Here is a 19,460-nt window from a genome sequence, read left to right on the forward strand (position 1 = left end):
TGTCAAGGTCTTGGCTTTAAAGACTCGATTTCAGGAGGCATCCGTGGGAAACGGATTCGGCGAAAAGCTCCGTGCCGAACGGCTCGAACGCGGGTTAACACAAGCAGAGCTCGGCAAGAACCTCTACTCGCCAAGCTACATCTCCCTCCTCGAAACCGGCAGGCGCGAACCCACTGCGGAGGTCATCGAGGAACTGGCCCGGAGGCTGGAACTGGCCCCGAAAGCCCTGGAAGCCTGGAGCCAGCCCGTTTCGGTCAGCGATGCCGAGTATGTGCTTGCAGGACTGTATGCGCGGCAGGCCTGGGATCTGCGCGACTACCCCCTGGCGGCCAGCCACGCGGCCACTGCGGCCCAGATTGCCCTTGAAGGCAAGAACACCAGCGCGTGGTGGAACATGACGTACATGCAGGCCGAATGCCTCATGAAGCAGGGGCAGCTGAAGGAATGCCAGCAGATCATCCAGCACCTTTTGGAACACCCCATGGCAACGGAGTCCGCGGGCCTGGGCGTACGCGCCCGGCAGATGCTTGCCGCCGTCTGCCACGGCCAGGGCGAGCTGTCCACCGCCGTCGAGTACGCCAAGGAGGCGGTGGAGCTCTCCGAGCAGCTGCCCAAGGGCTCAACGCTCATCATCGGCGCCCACCGTGCGCTGATCGGTGCCCTGGCCGAGAGCGGCAAGCTGGACGAGGCGTGGAAGTACTGCGAGGCCATGATGGAGCACATGGACGAACACGCCATGTCGCAGCTGGCCGGCGAGGTCGCCTGGGTGGTGGGCAACGTTGCCTTCATGCGCCACGACTACGCCGAAGGCATCAAGCACCATGAGCGGGCAGCGAAGCTCCTCTCCCCTGCCAACGACATCGAGCTGTGGGCCCGGTTCAACAAGGCATCGGCAGCCGTCCGGCTGTCCTCGGGCATCGTGGAGCCGGAGACGCTCTCATCGATCGAACGCGCCGAGCTGGCGTTGTCGATCGTCGGAGGCAACCTGACGGACCAGCTCGAGGTCGCCTTCATCCGTGCCCGGTGGCTGTACCTGACCGGCGACATCCTGGCCGCCGTCGCCAAGCTCCGCGAAATCCATGCCGACCGCAAGGCCCTGGCCCGGCACACCGCCGGCGAGGTCTCCCTGCTGCTGGGCAAGGCCCTCAAGGCGGCCGGCGAAAGCGAGGACGCCTTGGTCCACCTCGAGGAGGCCCAGCGCGACTTCAGCGCCGCCGGCGCCCAGGACCGGGTTCAGCAGGCCATGGACGCCGTCCTGGAAATCCGGCTGGCGGAACGCCGTGCAGCCGCGGCACGCGGCAACGCGTCCAGCCCCGGCAACGCGTCCATGGCGAGCTAGGCACCGCACGTACAGAGGGAGCCCCGGACCAGGTGGTCCGGGGCTCCCTCAGCATGTAGTGCGTGCCGCTGGCTAGGCGAACGTGCGTCCGGTCAGCTTCTCGTACGCTTCCACGTAACGGCCGCGGGTGCGGGCCACGACGTCGGCCGGCAGTGCCGGGGGCGGCGTGTCCGAGGACCTGTCCCAGCCGGATTCAGCAGAGGTCAGCCAGTCGCGGACGTACTGCTTGTCGTAGGAAGGCTGCGCCTGGCCCGGCGCATAGGTGGCGGCGTCCCAGAAGCGGGAGGAATCCGGCGTCAGGACCTCATCGCCGAGCGTGATCACGCCGGTGGCGGCGTCAATGCCGAACTCCACCTTGGTATCGGCCAGGATGATGCCGCGTTCGCGGGCGATTTCCTCGGCGCGGGTGTAGATCTTCAGGGTCAGCTCGCTGAGGCGCGCGGCGATGTCGTCGCCCACCATGGCCACGACGTCGTCGTAAGTGATGTTCACATCGTGCTCGCCCACATCAGCCTTGGCGGAAGGCGTGAAAAGAGCCTCCTCCAGGCGCGAGCCGTCAACCAGGCCCTCGGGCAGCGGGATGCTGCAGACCGTGCGGGATTCCTTGTACTCAGCCAGGCCCGAACCGGTCAAGTAGCCGCGGGCGATGCATTCCACGGGGAACATGTCCAGCTTCTTGCAGATCATGGCCCGGCCTTCGACGGCTGCGGGCACGCCGGCGGCCGCGGTGGACGCCAGGACGTGGTGCTCCACGCCGAGCTGCTCGAACCACCACAGGCTCAGCTGGGTGAGGATGCGGCCCTTGTCCGGGATTTCGCTGCTCAGGACATGGTCGAAGGCGCTGATGCGGTCGCTGGCAACCACCAGCACGCAGTCCTGGCCGACCATTTCCTTCGTCGCGTCGTCCGCGGGGACGTAGAGGTCGCGGACCTTGCCGGAGTAGACGTGCGTCCAGCCCGGCAGGTCCGGCGTCTCGGTGTCGAAGCCTGCGGCGGAGTTGAATTCAGTCATGCTCAGGCCTGCACTTTCGGGATGGTGCCGGTGTTGGCGGAGGACACGCGGATCTCGCCGCGGGCCGCCTTCCCACCGATGTCCGTGCGGAACTGGGAGCCGTCCAGCTGGACCAGCTCCACGCCGTCGTAGGCTTTTTCGCGGGCCTCCACGAGGTCCGAGCCCAGCGCGACAACCGCCAGAACGCGGCCGCCGGCCGAAACCACCTTGCCTTCGGCGTCCAGCTTGGTGCCGGCGTGGATGACGTGGACGCCCTCCAGCGCTTCGGCCTTCTTCAGGCCGCGGATGCGGTCGCCCGTGCGGGGGGTGTCCGGGTAGTTTTCAGCAGCCACGACGACGGCGACAGCGGTGTCCTTGGACCAACGCAGCTCTTCTGCCTTGTCCAGTTCGCCCTTGGCGGCTGCCAGCAGCAGCGCACCGAGCGGGGTCTTGAGGCGGGCCAGCACGGCCTGGGTCTCCGGGTCGCCGAAGCGGACGTTGAACTCGATGACGCGCGTGCCGCGCGAGGTCAGGGCGAGGCCGACGAACAGCACGCCCACGAACGGGGTGCCGCGGCGGGCCATCTCGTCAACGGTGGGCTGCGCCACGCGGTCGATGACTTCCTGGACCAGGCCCTCGGGGGCCCACTCGAGCGGGGTGTAGGCACCCATGCCCCCGGTGTTGGGGCCCTCGTCGTTGTCGAAGATGCGCTTGAAGTCCTGGGCCGGGGACAGGGCCACGGTGGTGCGGCCGTCGCACAGGACGAAGATGGAGACCTCGGGGCCGTCCAGGAATTCCTCGATCACCACGGTTCCGCCGGCGTCGAAGCAGCTCCGGGCGTGGGCCAGGGCTTCGTCGCGGTTGTTGGTGACCACCACGCCCTTGCCGGCGGCCAGGCCGTCATCCTTGACCACGTACGGGGCACCGAAGGTGTCCAGGGCGTCCGCGGCTTCCTCGGCGTTGATGGCCACGCGGGCCATGGCGGTGGGGACGCCGGCCTCGGCCATGATCTGCTTGGCGAAAGCCTTGGAGGCTTCCAGCTGCGCGGCGGCCTTGCTGGGGCCGAACACCGGGATGCCGGCTTCGCGGACGGCGTCGGAAACGCCCGCGGCAAGCGGGGCCTCGGGGCCTACAACCACCAGGTCGACGGCCAGCTTGGTGGCCAGCCCGGCGACGGCGGCGGGATCATTGCCGTCGATCCCGTACGTGGGGACGAGCCTGCTGATGCCGGCGTTGCCCGGAGCCGCGTGGACCTCGGAAACATTCGGATCTTCGAGCAGGGAACGGACAATGGCGTGTTCGCGGCCACCGGGGCCAATGACGAGTACCTTCACAGTCTTCAAGGGTACTTTGTGCAGGGCGCGGACTCCTAAGGCGTTCAGCCCGTGGTCTTGATCGGCGCGGGACACGCCGAGCCATAGACTTACCTCATGCCCTTGAGTCCGCATGAAACGTTCAGCGTGGAGTCCGCCGTGGAACTGGCCGTCATCGAGCGCAGCGGATTCATCGAGTCGCGGCACATCGGCTCCGCAGTGGTCCTTTCCGGCGACGGCACCGTGGTCACGCAGCTCGGCGACATCACCACCCCGATCTTCGCCCGTTCCACCCTCAAACCGTTCCAGGCGCTGGCCTCCATGCAGTCCGGAGTGCCCCTGCGCGGCGCCCAGGTGGCCATTGCGTGCGGCAGCCATGTCGGATCCCTGGACCACATGGACGTGGTGGAGGGCATGCTCAAGGCAGCCGGCGTCCGCGAGGAGCAACTCCAGTGCCCGCCGGCCTGGCCGCAGGACGAAACAGCACGCAACTGGCTGGTGCGCTCCGAGCACGGGCAGTCGCGGCTGGCCTACAACTGTTCCGGCAAGCACGCGGCGTTCCTGTGGGCCTGCACCCAGAACGGCTGGGACACGCGCAGCTACCTCGAACCCAACCACCCCCTGCAGCAGCGCGTCCGCTCCGTGATCCAGGAATACAGCGAGGAAAAGATCGCCCACCTAGGCATCGACGGCTGCGGCGCCCCCGTGGCCGCGATCTCGCTGACCGGCCTGGCGCGCGCCTACTCCACGCTGGCCAAGGCGCCGCGGGACCCTGGCTCCAATGCCCGTGCGGCCACCATCGCCACGTCCATGCTCGACTACCCCTGGGCCGTGCAGGGCAGGGGCGAGGCCAACACCATCGTCATGGACGAGCTGGGGGTCATCGCCAAGATCGGCGCCGAGGGCGTGCTGGTCCTGGCAACGCCCAAGGGCGCCACCGCGGCCGTAAAAATGCTGGACGGCAACCTGCGTGCCACCACCTTGGTGGGCCTGACCCTGCTGGCGGTGGCCGGCGCCGTGGACATCCCGGGCGTCTCCAGCGTGCTGGAAAAGGTGGTGGAGCCCGTGCTGGGCGGTGGCCGCCCGGTCGGCAAGATCCGCCTGGGACACGCCGTGTCCGCGATGCTCGACTGAGCCAGTAGCAGTAAGGGAAGGGCCGAACCATGGCTGTTGCACGGCGCCGGATCGACGTCGAAGAGGGCCGCGCCGCGCTCGCGGCGTGGCAGGCCGCCGTCGGGCAGTCCGCCTCCGGGCAGTCCACCGCCGGGGGCGCTGCCTCCGGGGCCGGCACCCCGCCGTCGCGCACTGTCATGGCGACGGCGGTCCGCTACACCCTTGAGGAAGTCACCGCCCGCGCGCCCGGGAATTCCGTGGAGGTCCGGGTGCCGCCGTTCGGCGTCACGCAGTGCGTGGAGGGCCCGCGGCACACGCGCGGCACTCCCCCCAACGTCATAGAGTGCGACGCCGGTACCTGGCTTGAGCTGGTGATCGGCCGCTTGGCCTGGGCGGACGCCGTGAACGCCGGCCGGGTTGCCGCCTCCGGTCTGCGCGCGGACCTGTCCGGGCTCCTGCCACTCTGAAGCCGGCCCCGCCCTGAACTGCGCAAACGCGGCAACGCCCCTCGGAATCTCCTGAGGGGCGTTGCCGCGTCACAGCGGTTGCGGGACGGTTAGTCCGGTAAGTCGGCGCCGTCCTTCTGCCCGGGCCTGCTCATCTCGAACTGCGGGATCTCGTCCGCTTTGGGGCCCCCGCGGAACTTCGGCGAGGGAGACTGGCCTTCGCTGATGCGCTCGAGTTCCTGTTCCTCGAAGACCTCCTCGGCGCCCAGCATGATGGCCGAGTCCTCGTTGGTGATCTCGCCGCGGAAGGCGCGGAGCATGACGGAGCGGTCGAACTGGCCTTCCCATTTGGCGACGACGAACGTTGCCACGCAGTTGCCCAGCAGGTTGACCACGACGCGCATGGAGTCCATGAGGCGGTCCGCACCCAGGAGCAGGGCGACGCCGGCAACCGGGAAGATGCCGAGGGCGGCGGCCGTTGCCGAGAGGGCCAGGAAGGACGAGCCGGGGACGCCGGCCATGCCCTTGGAGGTCAGGAGCAGCACGCCGAGCGCTGCCAGCTGCTGGCCGAGATCAAGGTTGTGGCCGAAGGCCTGGGCCAGGAAGAGCAGCGAAATGGAGAGGTAGATCGCGGCGCCGTCCAGGTTGAAGGAGTACCCCGTGGGGACCACCAGGCCTGTGGTGGCGCGGGAGCAGCCGGCGTTGGTCAGCTTGGTCATGATGCGCGGCATCACGGCTTCCGTGGACGCCGTGCCCAGTGCCAGGAGGAATTCCTCGCGGGTGTACTTGAGGAAGTGCCACAGCGGAACGCGGGCGAAGCCCCAGGCCACCAGGAACAGCAGGCCGATGAAGACGATGGCCGCGCCGTAGCAGGCCGCGATCAGCAGGGCGTAGGTTCCGAGGGTGCCGAGTCCGTACTGGCCGATGATGAACGCCATGGCTCCGAAGGCCCCGATGGGCGCCACCTTCATGATCCAGGACATGATCTTGAAGATGAGCTCCAGGACGGTTTCCATGAGGCTGATGACCGGCATGCAGCGTTCGCGGCCGATGACCACAATGGCCGCACCGAAGAAGACGGAGAAGAACAGGACCTGGAGCAGGCTGTTGCTGGCGAAGGCGCCGATGACGGACGTGGGGATGACGTCCAGGATGAAGGACGCGGCATCCTTGGGCACTGCGTGGCCGGTCTTGGCGTCCAGGGCTTCCTGGGACAGCGTGCTCGGATCGATGTGCAGTCCTGCACCGGGCTGGACCAGGTTTCCGACAATCAGGCCGAAGACCAGGGCAAAGAGGGTGGCGCCGGTGAAGTACAGCAGGGCCTTGACCCCGACTCGTCCGACCGCCTTGACGTCGCCCACTGCCGAAATGCCGGTGACAATCACCAGGAAGATCAGCGGGGCAATGATCATCTTGATGAGTTGGATGAAACCATCGCCCAGTGGCCGGAGCGTGGACCCGATGTTCGGCCAGAAGTGGCCGATGAGCACGCCTGCGACGACGGCGATCAGGATTTGAAAGAAGAGCGACTTATACAGTGGCTTCTTCTTCTGCGGGGCCGAACTCGCCTTCAGCGCCGCGGAGTCTGGGATCTTCATTGATCTGTACCAATCAGTTGGGAACAGCCCCACATTTGGGGGATGTTTTCAATGTAATCCCAGTCACATCATTCCGCAAGGGGAAAATGAATTTCCATATTGCGGAAGTCACATTTGGTGTGAAGCTCACTGATGGTGGCTTTCCGACCCTCTTTGACGGTTAAACGCCTGCGACACGCCCTTGGTCAGGGCGTGTCGCAGTCAGGGGGAAGCCAATGAAGGTCAGGACGGAAGCCGGGCGGCTGGGCGGCGGCGCTCCGGAGCCTAGCCGCGGCCAACGAAGGGCATGCCGGCGGCCGTGACCACCACGGAGCCGACGCTCGCCGTGGCCGGCATGTTGGCCATCATGAGGACGGCACGGGCGGCGTCCTCCACCGGGAACATGGGTTCCACGCGGCGGCTGCCGTCGGCCTGGAGGGCACCGGAACCGACGCCGATGGTGTCCATGATCTCGGTGCGTGTGTTGCCGATGTCGATCTGGCCGCACGTGATGCCGAAGGGCCGCCCGTCCAGTTCGATGCTCTTGGTCAGGCCGGACATGGCGTGCTTGCTCACCGTGTACGCCACGGACAGTGGCCGCGGCGAATGCGCCGAGATGGAGCCGTTGTTGATGATCCGCCCGCCCTGCGGTTCCTGCGCCTTCATGGTCCGCACGGCCTCCGCCGCGCACAGCATGGACCCGGTGACGTTTACGGCCAGGGTGGACTCCCAGTCGGCAACGCTGATCTGGTCCACGCTGCCGGAGGGGCCGAAGATGCCGGCGTTGTTGAAGAGCACATCCACCCTCCCCCAGCGCTGGCGGGCCGCGGCGAAAAGCCGCCCGACGTCGTCGGGCACCGTGACATCGCACGGCACCGCAAGGGCGTCCGGGTGCCCGTCCGCCGTCTCAACGAGCTGCGCCTCGCGGCGCCCGGCGAGGGCCACGCGGTAGCCCTCGGCCAGGAGGAGCCGGGCGACCGCCCGACCGATCCCGGAGCCGGCTCCGGTCACGACGGCGACGCGGGGCGCGGCAGCGGCTGTTTGGTTCACGTGGTTCTCCTGGCGGATCGGCTGCACGGACTGCTTGGCCGCATGGCTTAGTGGGCCGCGGGGACGTCCACCGCGGTCAGGGGCCAGCCTATGACAGTCTTGGGGCGCGGTGCGGCGTACGTGCGGACCTTGGACGTGGACAAGCCCAGGCGGACCAGGGATTCGGCGATGGTGACGGCGGCGGCGACGCCGTCCACCACCGGGACGCCGGCGCGCTGGCGGATCTGCTCGTCGAGCCCGGCCATGCCGCCGCAGCCGAGGACGATGACCTCGGCCTTGTCGTCACGGACGGCGGCCAGCGCCTGCTGGACGATCGCTTCCACGGCGCGGTCGGGGTGCTCCTCCAGCTCCAGCACGGCCATGCCGCTGGCACGCACGGAGGCGCAACGGGCGTCGAGGCCGGCCAGCTTGAGCCGGTCTTCAATCAGGGGGACGGCCCGGTCCAGGGTGGTAACCACGGAATATTTGTGGCCGAGGAACATGGCCGTGCTCGCGGCTGCCTCGGTGATATCCACCACCGGGACGTCCAGGAGTTCCTGGAGGCCTTCGCGGCCGTGTTCGCCGTAGCCTGCCTGGATGACGGCGTCGAACGGTTCCGGGTAGTTGACCACGCGGTCCATAACGGCGATGGCGGCGAGGTAGCTTTCGAAGTTCCCCTCGCAGGAATCGGCACCGAAGCGCGGGGTAATGCCGATGATTTCCGTGCCGGGGGCGGCCGCACCGCGGGCCTGGGCTGCGATGGAATCGGTCATGGACTGCGTGGTGTTCACGTTTGCGACAAGGATGCGCATGGTGTCCTCTCAATCAATGCAGGCGCCCGCCCGTTCCGGATTCACGGGGAAGGACGGGCACCGGCTTGATGGTGCTTGGGTCTTGCTGGGGGGTGTTGTCAGTGGGTGCTGACGATGGCGATCGGCTCACCGGAGACGTCGTCGTGGAGCTGCTTCTTGTCGGCGATCCAGTAGTAGGTCACGGCGGCAAGGCCGGCACCGATGAACCAGGCGAACGGCGCTGCGGAGGCGAGGCCGGGGATGAAGGCGATGAGGATCGCGACGGCGGCGGCAGGAACCATGGCAATGATCGCCTTGGGGTTGACTCCGCGCTTGTAGAAGTAGGCGCCGGCCGGGTCCTCGGTGTAGAGCTCGGGGACATTGACCTTGCCGCGGCGCAGCAGCCAGTAGTCGGCCATGACCACGCCGAACAGCGGGCCGAGGAGGGCACCGAGACCGCCGAGGAAGTAGACGATGACCAGCGGGTTGTTGTAGAGGTTCCACGGCAGGATGACCAGGCCGATGATGCCGCTGACCCAGGCTGCCCGGCGGAAGTTCAGGTGCTTGGGGAAGAGGTTGGTGAGGGCGTAGACCGGGGCCACGAAGTTGGCCATGAGGTTCACGGCGACCGTGAGGATGAGCAACGCCAGGCAGGCCAGGACAAGGAAGAGGGTGTTGGGGATGCTCTGGACGATGTCCGAGGGGCTTTCGATGACGGTGCCGTTGATCTTGTACTGTCCGCCGGCCATGATGACCACGATGGCGCCGAAGACGAGCATGTTGATCGGGATGCCCCAGAAGTTGCCGCGGACCACAGACTTCTTGGAGGTGGAGGAGCGGGTGAAGTCGCAGAAGTTCAGGACGAAGGTGCCGTAGATGGAGACCCACAGGGCGCCGCCTGCGAAGATGGTCAGCCACATGTCGCCGCCTTCCAGGCCCTTGATGCCGGACCACTGGATGGCTCCGCCTGCTTCGACGAAGACCCAGATGGCGAGGGCAGCCATGGTGACCAGGATGATGGGGCCGGCGAAGGCCTCGTACTTGCGGATCATCTCCATGCCGAAGCTGACGATGACGAGCTGGATGATCCAGAGGGCCACGAAGGCGATCCAGCCCAGCGTGGACAGGCCAAGGATGGAGTTGCTGTCCAGGTCCTTGAGGCCGGGGGCCATAGCGACGAGCATGACGCGCAGCACCACGGAGGCAAGGTAGGTCTGGATGCCGAACCAGGCGACGGCGACGGCGCCTCGGATCAGGCTGGAGATCTGGGCTCCCCGGATGCCGAAGCTGATGCGGCTCATGACGGGGAAGGGAACACCGGTCTTCTGTCCCATGAAGCCGGAGAAGTTCAGGAGGGCGAAGAGCAGCACGGCTCCGATGCCGAGGGCCACGAGGATCTGCCAGCCGCCGAGGCCGAGCGAGAAGAGTCCGATGGCGAACGCGTAGTTACCCAGGCTGTGGACGTCATTGGCCCAGAGGGTAAAGATGCTGTAACTGGTCCAGCGGCGCCCCGCGATCTTGGTCGGGGCAAGGTCGAGGTTGTACAGGCTGGGGCTGATGGTACGGCCTGATGCTTCGGAAGCGATCTCGCAGAGGGCTGCACTGCCCACGGACGGGTGGGTACCCGCCACTGCCACATGTTCCGGAGTCTCAGTGACGCTGACTGGTGAGGTCTTCTGCATCGTGGATCTCCACTTCGTACTGATTCCACATTGTGGAATCAAGTTATTGAATAGTGAAATTACTTTATGATCCAGGTCACTCCCGCGTCAAGGGGGCATCTATCGGCCCCGGGGTCACAATCGGTCGATTGGCGCGCCGCGACCCTTCTTGCGCTTAGGGCGGGGCTGCCTTGTTGACGCTGCCCAAGTGTGCGGATAATCTCGAATTACAGAATTTTATTCTCACAATACGAAAATTCTTGAGCGCCCCACATAGCAAGCGCCCTGACATTCAATGAAGAGAGGTTGGACGTGGCTGCAGGAGAAGAGACCTCCCATATCCTCAGCGGGTTGACTGCCCAGCTGCCTGATCGTGATCCGGAAGAGACCGCGGAGTGGATCGAGTCCCTGGATGCGTTGATCCAGGAGCAGGGCACGGAGCGTGCCCAGTACATCATGCGCAGCCTGCTGCAGCGGGCCGGTGCCCGTTCGGTGGGCGTGCCGATGGTGACCACCACGGACTACGTGAACACGATCCCGGTGGACCAGGAAGCGCCGTTCCCCGGGAACGAGGAGTACGAGCGCCGCTACCGGGCGTACATGCGCTGGAACGCGGCGGTCATGGTGCACCGGGCCCAGCGGGCCGACATCGGCGTGGGCGGGCACATCTCGACCTATGCCGGGGCCGCGACCCTGTACGAGGTCGGCTTCAACCACTTCTTCCGCGGCAAGGACCACGCCACGGGCGGGGACCAGGTCTTCTTCCAGGGCCATGCCTCCCCGGCATGTACGCCCGGGCGTTCATGGAGGGCCGGCTGACGGAGGAGGACCTGGACGGCTTCCGGCAGGAGAAGTCCAAGGAAGGCCACGCCCTGTCCTCCTACCCGCACCCGCGGCTGATGCCCGGGTTCTGGGAGTTCCCCACGGTGTCCATGGGCATCGGCCCGATGAACGCGATCTACCAGGCCCAGTCCAACCGCTACCTGGCCGACCGGGGCATCAAGGACACCTCCGGCCAGCAGGTCTGGGCGTTCCTGGGCGACGGCGAGATGGACGAGCCCGAGTCCCGCGGCCTGCTCCAGCTCGCCGCGAACGAGAACCTGGACAACCTGAACTTCGTCATCAACTGCAACCTCCAGCGCCTGGACGGCCCGGTCCGGGGCAACGGCAAGATCATGCAGGAACTGGAGGCGTTCTTCCGCGGCGCGGGCTGGAACGTGATCAAGGTCGTCTGGGGCCGGGAGTGGGATGCCCTGCTCGAGAAGGACCAGGACGGCTCCCTGGTGCAGATCATGAACGAGACCGTGGACGGGGACTACCAGACCTACAAGGCCGAGTCCGGCGGCTTCGTCCGCGAGCACTTCTTCGGCAAGACCCCGCAGACCAAGGACATGGTCGCGGACCTGTCCGACGAGCAGATCTGGCAGCTCAAGCGCGGCGGCCACGACTACCGCAAGGTCTACGCCGCGTACAAGGCCGCCACCGAGTTCAAGGGCAAGCCCACCGTCATCCTCGCCAAGACCGTCAAGGGCTACGGCCTCGGACCCAGGTTTGAAGCGCGCAATGCCACGCACCAGATGAAGAAGCTCACCATCGAGGACCTGAAGGAATTCAGGGACTACCTCCGGATTCCGATTTCCGATGAGCAGCTGGACGCGGATCCGTACCGCCCGCCGTACTACCACCCGGGCCCCGATGCACCAGAGATTGCCTACCTCCTCGACCGGAGGCGTGAGCTCGGTGGCTTCGTGCCGGAGCGCAGGCCCGGGCACACCGACGTCGAGCTTCCCGCCGCAAAGTCATATGAAACGGCAGCCCGTGGTTCGGGCAAGCAGCAGGCCGCCACCACCATGGCGTTTGTCAGGCTCCTGAAGGATCTCCTCCGCGACAAGAACTTCGGCCACCGGCTGGTCCCGATCGTTCCGGATGAGTCGCGGACCTTCGGGATGGACGCGTTCTTCCCCACCGCGAAGATCTACAACCCCAAGGGACAGAACTACCTCTCCGTGGACCGCGACCTCGTCCTGGCCTACAAGGAATCCCCCCTGGGCCAGCTCATCCACCCCGGCATCAACGAAGCCGGCGCCGTCGCGGCCTTCACCGCCGCCGGCACCGCCTACGCCACCCACGGCGAACCCCTGGTCCCGATCTACGTCTTCTACTCCATGTTCGGCTTCCAGCGCACCGGCGACGCCTTCTGGGCCGCCGCGGACCAGATGACCCGCGGCTTCATCATCGGCGCCACCGCAGGACGGACCACCCTCACCGGCGAAGGACTCCAGCACGCCGACGGCCACTCCCCCCTGCTCGCCTCCACCAACCCGGCCGTCCTCACCTACGACCCCGCCTACGGCTACGAAATCGGCCACATCATCCGCGACGGCCTCGAACGCATGTACGGGCCCGCCTCCGGAGACCGGAACCTCATGTACTACCTCACCGTGTACAACGAGCCGATCACCCAGCCCAAGGAGCCGGAGAACCTGGACCTGGAAGGCGTGCTCAAGGGCATCTACCTGCTGGCCCCGGCCAAGACCGAAGGCCCCCGCGCCCAGCTCCTGGCCTCCGGCGTGTCCGTGCCCTGGGCCCTGGACGCCCAGGCCATCCTCGCCAACGACTGGGGCGTCTCGGCCGACGTCTGGTCCGTGACCTCCTGGAACGAACTGCGCCGCGACGGCCTCGCCGCCGAGGAAGAGGCCTTCCTCAACCCCGGCGCCCCGGCCCGGACCCCCTTCGTGGCCCGGCAGCTCGCCGGCGCCACCGGACCCGTCGTGGCCGTCTCGGACTACATGAAGGCCGTCCCGGACCAGATCCGCCAGTTCCTCCCGAACGAGTTCGCCTCCCTCGGCGCGGACGGCTTCGGCTTCTCCGACACCCGCCAGGCAGCCCGCCGCTTCTTCAAGAACGACACCCACTCCATCGTCGTGAAGACCCTGCAGCTCCTGGCCGCCAAGGGAGAGGTGGATTCCGGCGCCCCGGCGTACGCCATTGACCGCTACAAGCTGCTTGATGTCAACGCCGGCACCACCGGCGGCTCGGGCGGCGACGCCTAAGCACCGGCCACGGCAAAGGCGTCCACATGACAGTTGGCGGCAGTGTTCTTCGTGAACACTGCCGCCAACTGTCGTTTCGACGGGAAACCGACAGGACTCACGTGCCCAAATTCCGCCGATCCACTACGAATCCCGTTGCCGCATTTTCACGCACTGCGTTGATTCCCGCCACCACAGCGCTAATGCTGGGAAACCGGGGGGACACCGCAACCAGGGTGCCGTCGTCGGCTGTCAGCCTGAACCGGAAAGTGTCTGTCCCTGCGTTGACGATTTCGAAACTGCCCGCCATATTTCTCTTTACCCTCCACGCATCGTTGCACCAGAGCTGTCTTGCACAATTCCCTACAGACCCTAGCCGCCGATGGGGAGCTTCAAAAGGCTTACCGGCGGGTAATTTTCAACCTTTTTCGGTAGAACTGGGACGATGGCGGGCCTGGAGCTAGAGACCCCGGAGAGACCCGCGGGTATGGTGAGTTCATGAGCGATTCCAGCGTGGCCGCAACCACCGGGGTGCTGCTCGCCGCGGGGGCCGGCACGCGGCTCGGCCGGGGTCCCAAGGCCCTGCTTCCTTTTCAGGGACGGACCCTTGTGGAGGTCCTCTCGGATGTACTGCTCGACGGCGGCTGCACCGACGTCGTGGTGGTGCTCGGTGCGGAAGCCGAACGGGTGCGCGCCACCGTGGACCTGGGCCAGCACCGCACCGTGGAAAACACCGACTGGGCCAAGGGCATGGCAGGCTCCTTCCGTGCCGGAGTGGCAGCGGCCGCGAATGGCAGCAACGTCCTAGTGGCCCTCGTGGACCAGCCGGGGCTCACCCCCGAGGCCGTGTCCAGGTTGCTCGAACGGCACCATCCCGGCCGCGTCACTGCCGCAGCCTACCCCGATGTTTCCGGCAAGCTGCACCGCCGGCATCCCGTAATCATCGACGCCGGCCTCCGGGCCGAAGCGGCAGAAGCCGCCAACGGCGACACCGGAGCCCGCTCCTTCCTCAAGGCACACCCAGGGCTGGTTGACCTCGTCGATTGCAGCGATCTATGTTCCGGCGACGACCTCGACACCAAGGACCAGCTGCACCTGCTGGGCTGAGGCCTCACGGGGGCGCGCGGTCGGGGGACGTCAGGCGAAAGGTTTCACATGGTTGCGGCTCGCGTCTGCGGATCGCCCAAGCGGGCGGGCAGGTTGTTGGGCAGCGGCGCATTGCTGGCCGGCGTGTTCCTGGGCGGCTGCACCGGAGTACCGGAGCCTGCGCCGTTCCTGCCAAGCCCACCGCCGACGACGGCGACAGCACCGGCGGCGACAGCACCGGCGTCGGGGTCGTCCTCCTTCCGCGAGCTGCAGGCGATGCTTGAGCTGTACAGCGGGGAAGTGCTCCAGGAGGGAGCGCCGGCCGTTCTGATCGAGGCGAAAGTGGGACGCGAGAAGTGGTCCCATGCGGCGGGCGTCAGGAGCCGCGACGGCGGCGTGCCCGTCCAAGCGGGCGATCCCGTGCAGGTGGGCGGCATTACCCGGACCATGGTGGCGGTTTCCGTGCTGAAGCTCGTGGACGAGGGCCGGCTGGCGCTTGACGAACCCGTCGGCAGGCATCTGCCGGAGTTGGAGGGACTCCTGCGGCCCCCCACGCCCGTTACAGTGCGCCAGCTCCTTGGCCACACCTCCGGCATGCCCGACTACTACGCTCCCCTGCTGGAATCGGCCCCGCTCGGGCAAGTACTGGCCACCCCGCTGACGCCGGAGAAGCGCCTGGCACTGGCCGGGACTGTCCCCTGGCAGCTGGGCGAGCCGCAGGGGTTCAGCTTTTCCCGCTCGGACTACGTGGCCCTGGGGCTGTTGGTGGAGCGGCTCCGCGGCCGGCCACTCGCCGACGTCCTCAGGGCCGACATTGTGGAGCCGCTGGGTCTTCGCTCCACGTCGATGATTGGCGACGGCCCGGCCCCGGCCAACCTCGTCCACGGCTACACGCTGGCCGACGGCGGGCTGGTGGACGTAGCGTACCCGGCCCTGCAGGACGGGTCCGCGTCCGACGGCATGATTTCCACCGTGGAGGACGTCAACACTTTCTACGCCGCGCTGCTGCGGGGCGAGCTGCTGTCTCCAGCCGGCCTCATTGAGATGAAAGGCCGCATCTACGCCGACTACGGCCTGGGCTTGGATCAATGGAACGACAGGTGTACCAACGGCTTTTACCATGGCCATTCCGGCGACATGCCAGGCTACGGGGCGATCGCGATCAGCAGCGCCGACGGCCATCGCCAGCTCGCAATGTCGGTTGCTTACCCGCCATCGGCTGTGCCGGAGCGGTCCCATGCCATCGTGCTGGAGATGACCGTACTCGCTCAGCGCGCACTGAACGCAAGCTGCAGCTTCCAGTTCTGGTGGACACCTCCGGGCGATTAGGGCTCTCTTGGGAGAAACGAAAGCTGCGGGTGCTGCTGGGTCTGCGGCTGCGCCGTGGCATGTCGGCGGCGCAGCACGGCCCACTGCTAGGCTCTGAGCATCCTGCATGCATTTGCTGCACGGACTCGTTGGGGGGAACTGGTTTTGGTGTCATTCGGGCTTTTTGGGATTCTCTACGCCATCGTCGTATCGGTCATTGCCGTACTCGCTGTGTACGCCTTGGTCCTGCTCGTGATTTTTCTGCGCCTCCGCATCAAGGAACTGAAAGCAGCACAGCACCCTGGAGCTGAAGACTCCCGCTGAAGTGCTCCCTCCCGCGGTTCCTTGGAGATCCGCGCGGGCCGGTAGATTATGGCCCATGATTCTCATTGACCGCGATGACCCCACGCGCGGGGACGTCCACCAGCTCCTGAGTGAACACCTCGCGGATATGTTCGCCACCTCGCCGGCCGAAAGTGTGCACGCCCTGGACCCGTCGGCGCTGTCCGGACCGTCGATCACCTTCTGGACGGCCCGCGAGGACGGCGAGCTCCTGGGATGCGGCGCGCTCAAGGAACTCGGGTCCGGGCAGGATGGGGCGGGTCAGGACAAAACCAAGCACGGCGAAATCAAGTCCATGCGCACCACGGAAAGTGCCCGCGGGCGCGGCGTCGCCAGCCTCATGCTCAACCACATCCTGGAGGACGCCCGAAGCCGGGGCTTCGGGCGCATCTGTCTTGAAACCGGAACAGAGGAGTACTTCGCTCCTGCGCGGCGGCTGTACGAACGGCACGGCTTCGCCGAGTGCCCGCCCTTCGCGGATTATGCCCTGGACCCCAACAGCGTCTTCATGGAACTCCGCCTCTGAGCCATGACCTGGCCCATGTAGGTAGCAGCATCTGTCGTTTTGAAGGCTCAAAACGACAGTTACTGCTACCTAGTTGGGATTGGGCAGCCCCTACCCAGCCGCAGCCTCCTGCAGGGCGAGGTAGATCTTGTCGCGGGCGATGGGCAGCTCGCCGAAGCGGACCCCGGTGGCGTTCCGGATGGCGTTGGCCAGGGCCGGGGCCACGGGGTTGAAGGGGCTTTCGCTCATGGACTTGGCACCGAGCGGGCCCATCTGGTCGTTGGTTGAGGCGAAGTAGACCTCGCTGCGCGGCACGTCCGCGAAGGACGGGATGTGGTACTGCCGCAGGATGTCCGTGGTGACCCGGCCGGCGTCGTCCACCCTGACTTCCTCGTACAGCGCAGCACCCAGCGCCTGCGCGATGCCGCCTTCGATTTGGCCGCGGCACTGCCGCGGGTTGACCACCACGCCGGCGTCGGCGGCCTGCACGCTCTGCAGGATCCGCAGCTCGCCCGTGCCGGTGTTGACCGCCACCCGGAAGCCGTGGACGTTGAACGCCACCGATCGCGGCGTGCCGTCCCAGCTGCCCTCGGCGGCGAGGTGCACGCCCCGGTGCCGCGCGGCGTCGTGGATGTCAGCGAGCGGAAGCCGCCGCCCGGCACAGTCCACGCCGCCGTCGTCGAGCACGCAGTCCGCCTCCGGAACGCCGGCCAGGACCGCCGCCACGGAAACGATCCGCGAGGCGAGCTCGGTGGCGGCCAGAAGCGTCGCCTTGCCGGCCACCACGGTGCCGGCCGAGCCGAACGCGCCGGTGTCGTGCTCCACCAGGTCCGTGTCGGACTGCCGCACGGCCACCTTCCCGGCGGTCGTGGAGAGCGCCGTCGCGGCCAGCTGGGCGTGCACGGTGGTGGTGCCGTTGCCGAATTCGGCGGTCCCGACGTCGGCCGCGAACGTGCCGTCCGGAAGCAGGCTCACGCGGGTATGGGCGAAGTGGCCGCGCGGCGGGACGGTGTCGATCATGGACAGCGCGGCGCCCTGGCCCGTGACCCAGTCCGGGCCGAGGTCATCGAGCCCGGCGGCGGCGTAGCGCTCCTTGCCGCGGTCCAGGGCATCGCGCACCAGGGCGATGCACTGGTCCAGGCCGTAGCTGCCGTAGTGCACGTCCTCCTCGGGCTCGGGGGTGGTGGAGAGCATGTCGTCGCCCTCGCGCACCATGTTCCGGAGCCGGAATTCGAGCGGATCCATGCCGATGCCCACGGCCAGCTCGTCGATGGCCGACTCGATCGCGAAGATCATCTGGCTCAGCCCGTAGCCCCGGAACGCCCCGGCGGGCACGGTGTTGGTGTACACGGCGTGCGCGTCCACCTTCTTGTTGGCGCACTTGTACACGGCCAGCGATTCGCCGCAGCCGTGGAACATCACGCCGGGGGCGTGGTTGCCGTAGGCGCCGGTGTTGGTGACCACATCCAACTGCAGCGCGGTGAGGAGTCCGTCCTTGCTGGCGCCGGCCTTGAGCTTGATGGTGAAGGGGTGCCGGGTGGTGGTGGCGGTGAACTGTTCCGTACGGGTGAACTCCAGCTGCACGGGCCGGCGCAGGGTGAGCGCCGCGAGGGCCACGAGGTCCTCGGTGAGTACTTCCTGCTTGCCGCCGAAGCCTCCGCCCACACGTCCGGCGACCACGCGGATGCGGTCCTCGGGGAGGTCGAACACGCGGCCCAGCGTGCGCCGGACCAGGAACGGGACCTGGCTGGAGGAGCGGACCACCAGGCGGTCCTCCTCGTCGAGCCAGGCGATGGAGGAGTGCGTTTCCATGGCGACATGCTGCACGCGCTGGGTCCGGTACGTGTGCTCGTGGATGAAGTCGGCCGATCCGAAACCATCCGCCACGCTGCCCAGTTCCGAATGGAGCTCGGCCACCACGTTCTGCCGCGGGCGCGAGATCCGGGCCTTTTCAGGATCCTTGTCCCCGTGCAGGGCAGGGGCGCCGGGAAGCATGGCGTCCTGCGGGCTGAAGACGGCGTCCAGCAGTTCGTATTCCACGCGCAGGGCGCGGGCACCGGCCTCTGCGGCGCCCACGGATTCGGCCACGACGGCGGCCACCCGCTGCCCGATGAACCGCACCACGTCATCCAGCACGCGGGTATCGTCCGGATCGTCCGTGTAGAGCTCATGCTGGGCGGTGGAGAAGTGCTGCGCCGGGGCGTCCTCGTGCGTGAAGACCGCGACGACGCCGGGCACCTGGAGCGCGGCGGTCTTGTCGATGGAGACGATCCGCGCGTGGGCGTGGGGCGAGCGGAGCAGTTTCAGGTGCAGCAGGCCCTGGAGCTCCTCGCCGGGGACGTCCAGGGTGTAGCGGGCGGTGCCGGTGACGACGGCGGTGCCGGCGGGTGCGGGCACGTTGTCGCCGAGCCGCCCGGCGGAGCGTGCGGCGGCCGCTGGCGCGCTACTCCCCAAAGCCGCCGCACCGCCGTCGTGCGCGTGGCTCCCCTGACTCCCGCACACGGCGTCCGCGATGGAACGGTACCCGGTGCAGCGGCAAAGGTTGCCCTTGAGGCTGCGGGGCAGGTTGGCCTTCTGCTCGTCGTCGAACGTGGCTGCGGTCATCATCATGCCGGCGGTGCAGAAGCCGCACTGGAAGCCCTGTTCGGCCAGGAACTGCTCCTGCACGGGATGCAGTCCGCCGTCCGTTGCACCGGACGTCCCGGCGAGCCCTTCGATGGTGGTGACGGCCTTGCCCTCGGCGCGGACGGCCGGGTAGATGCAGCTGTGGACCGGGGTGCCGTCCACGTGGACGGTGCAGGCTCCGCAGTCGCCGCCGTCGCAGCCCTTTTTGACGCCAAAATTGCCCTGTTCGCGCAGGAACGTGCGCAGGCACTGGCCGGGGCGCGGGGTGGCCGGGGTGGCGGTGCCGTTGATTTCGGTTGCCAT

General features: G+C 67.2%; 15 protein-coding genes and 1 pseudogene. 8 read left to right on the forward strand and 8 right to left on the reverse strand.

All coding sequences use genetic code 11. The features are described 5' to 3' along the window. Positions 1-43: 43 nt before the first annotated feature. Positions 44-1,339, forward strand: coding sequence for a helix-turn-helix transcriptional regulator (locus tag NVV90_RS16875; RefSeq protein WP_258438395.1), 1,296 nt, complete (start codon positions 44-46; stop codon positions 1,337-1,339). A gap of 72 nt (positions 1,340-1,411) precedes the next feature. Here the strand turns inward: NVV90_RS16875 and NVV90_RS16880 are convergent, their stop codons facing one another. Together NVV90_RS16880 and purD are read right to left on the reverse strand one after the other, a co-directional pair. Continuing rightward, positions 1,412-2,350, reverse strand: a complete 939-nt coding sequence (locus NVV90_RS16880) for a phosphoribosylaminoimidazolesuccinocarboxamide synthase (RefSeq protein ID WP_258438396.1) — start codon at positions 2,348-2,350, stop codon at positions 1,412-1,414. A gap of 2 nt (positions 2,351-2,352) precedes the next feature. Further along, positions 2,353-3,663 (reverse strand): phosphoribosylamine--glycine ligase, encoded by a 1,311-nt coding sequence (gene purD, locus NVV90_RS16885; RefSeq protein ID WP_258441220.1) that lies wholly within the window; start codon positions 3,661-3,663, stop codon positions 2,353-2,355. A gap of 96 nt (positions 3,664-3,759) precedes the next feature. On the opposite strand from purD, the gene NVV90_RS16890 reads away from it, so the two are divergent. Both NVV90_RS16890 and NVV90_RS16895 read left to right on the forward strand, forming a co-directional pair. Further along, positions 3,760-4,776 (forward strand): asparaginase, encoded by a 1,017-nt coding sequence (locus NVV90_RS16890; protein ID WP_258438397.1) that lies wholly within the window; start codon positions 3,760-3,762, stop codon positions 4,774-4,776. Positions 4,777-4,805: 29 nt separating this feature from the next. After that, positions 4,806-5,222 carry a sterol carrier family protein gene (locus NVV90_RS16895; RefSeq protein WP_258438398.1) on the forward strand — a complete coding sequence of 139 codons (417 nt, stop codon included), beginning with the start codon at positions 4,806-4,808 and terminating at the stop codon, positions 5,220-5,222. Positions 5,223-5,311: 89 nt separating this feature from the next. On the opposite strand, the gene NVV90_RS16900 is transcribed toward NVV90_RS16895, so the two are convergent. From NVV90_RS16900 to NVV90_RS16915, 4 genes are all read right to left on the reverse strand, one after another. Further along, the gene (locus tag NVV90_RS16900) at positions 5,312-6,799 is read right to left on the reverse strand and encodes a cation:dicarboxylate symporter family transporter (protein ID WP_258438399.1); all 1,488 of its coding nucleotides are present in this window, start codon (positions 6,797-6,799) and stop codon (positions 5,312-5,314) included. Positions 6,800-7,063: 264 nt separating this feature from the next. Then, on the reverse strand, positions 7,064-7,828 hold the full coding sequence (locus NVV90_RS16905) for an SDR family oxidoreductase (RefSeq protein WP_258438400.1): 765 nt from the start codon (positions 7,826-7,828) through the stop codon (positions 7,064-7,066). Positions 7,829-7,875: 47 nt separating this feature from the next. Beyond that, a complete protein-coding gene (locus tag NVV90_RS16910) occupies positions 7,876-8,619 on the reverse strand; it encodes an aspartate/glutamate racemase family protein (RefSeq protein ID WP_258438401.1) in 744 nt (247 codons plus the stop codon). A gap of 98 nt (positions 8,620-8,717) precedes the next feature. Then, complete coding sequence (locus tag NVV90_RS16915; protein WP_258438402.1) at positions 8,718-10,280, reverse strand: NCS1 family nucleobase:cation symporter-1; 1,563 nt, start codon at positions 10,278-10,280, stop codon at positions 8,718-8,720. Positions 10,281-10,571: 291 nt separating this feature from the next. On the opposite strand from NVV90_RS16915, the pseudogene aceE reads away from it, so the two are divergent. Then, positions 10,572-13,312: pseudogene (aceE, locus tag NVV90_RS16920) on the forward strand (pyruvate dehydrogenase (acetyl-transferring), homodimeric type). A gap of 97 nt (positions 13,313-13,409) precedes the next feature. Here the strand turns inward: aceE and NVV90_RS16925 are convergent. Further along, positions 13,410-13,601, reverse strand: a complete 192-nt coding sequence (locus NVV90_RS16925; RefSeq protein ID WP_258438403.1) for a YegP family protein — start codon at positions 13,599-13,601, stop codon at positions 13,410-13,412. A 188-nt stretch (positions 13,602-13,789) separates the two neighbouring features. Between NVV90_RS16925 and nboR the strand changes: the two genes are divergently transcribed. The 4 genes from nboR to NVV90_RS16945 all read left to right on the forward strand — a co-directional run bounded on the left by nboR (position 13,790) and on the right by NVV90_RS16945 (position 16,553). Continuing rightward, complete coding sequence (gene nboR, locus NVV90_RS16930) at positions 13,790-14,398, forward strand: nicotine blue oxidoreductase (RefSeq protein WP_258438404.1); 609 nt, start codon at positions 13,790-13,792, stop codon at positions 14,396-14,398. Between the two features lie 48 nt (positions 14,399-14,446). Next, on the forward strand, positions 14,447-15,706 hold the full coding sequence (locus NVV90_RS16935) for a serine hydrolase (RefSeq protein ID WP_258438405.1): 1,260 nt from the start codon (positions 14,447-14,449) through the stop codon (positions 15,704-15,706). A gap of 147 nt (positions 15,707-15,853) precedes the next feature. After that, a complete protein-coding gene (locus tag NVV90_RS16940; RefSeq protein WP_258438406.1) occupies positions 15,854-16,009 on the forward strand; it encodes a hypothetical protein in 156 nt (51 codons plus the stop codon). Between the two features lie 55 nt (positions 16,010-16,064). Continuing rightward, positions 16,065-16,553, forward strand: coding sequence for a GNAT family N-acetyltransferase (locus NVV90_RS16945; RefSeq protein WP_258438407.1), 489 nt, complete (start codon positions 16,065-16,067; stop codon positions 16,551-16,553). Positions 16,554-16,643: 90 nt separating this feature from the next. Here NVV90_RS16945 and NVV90_RS16950 read toward each other — a convergent pair whose 3' ends face one another. Beyond that, the gene (locus NVV90_RS16950) at positions 16,644-19,460 is read right to left on the reverse strand and encodes a molybdopterin-dependent oxidoreductase (protein ID WP_258438408.1); all 2,817 of its coding nucleotides are present in this window, start codon (positions 19,458-19,460) and stop codon (positions 16,644-16,646) included.

The sequence above is a fragment of the Arthrobacter sp. CJ23 genome, assembly GCF_024741795.1.
GTDB lineage: Bacteria > Actinomycetota > Actinomycetes > Actinomycetales > Micrococcaceae > Arthrobacter.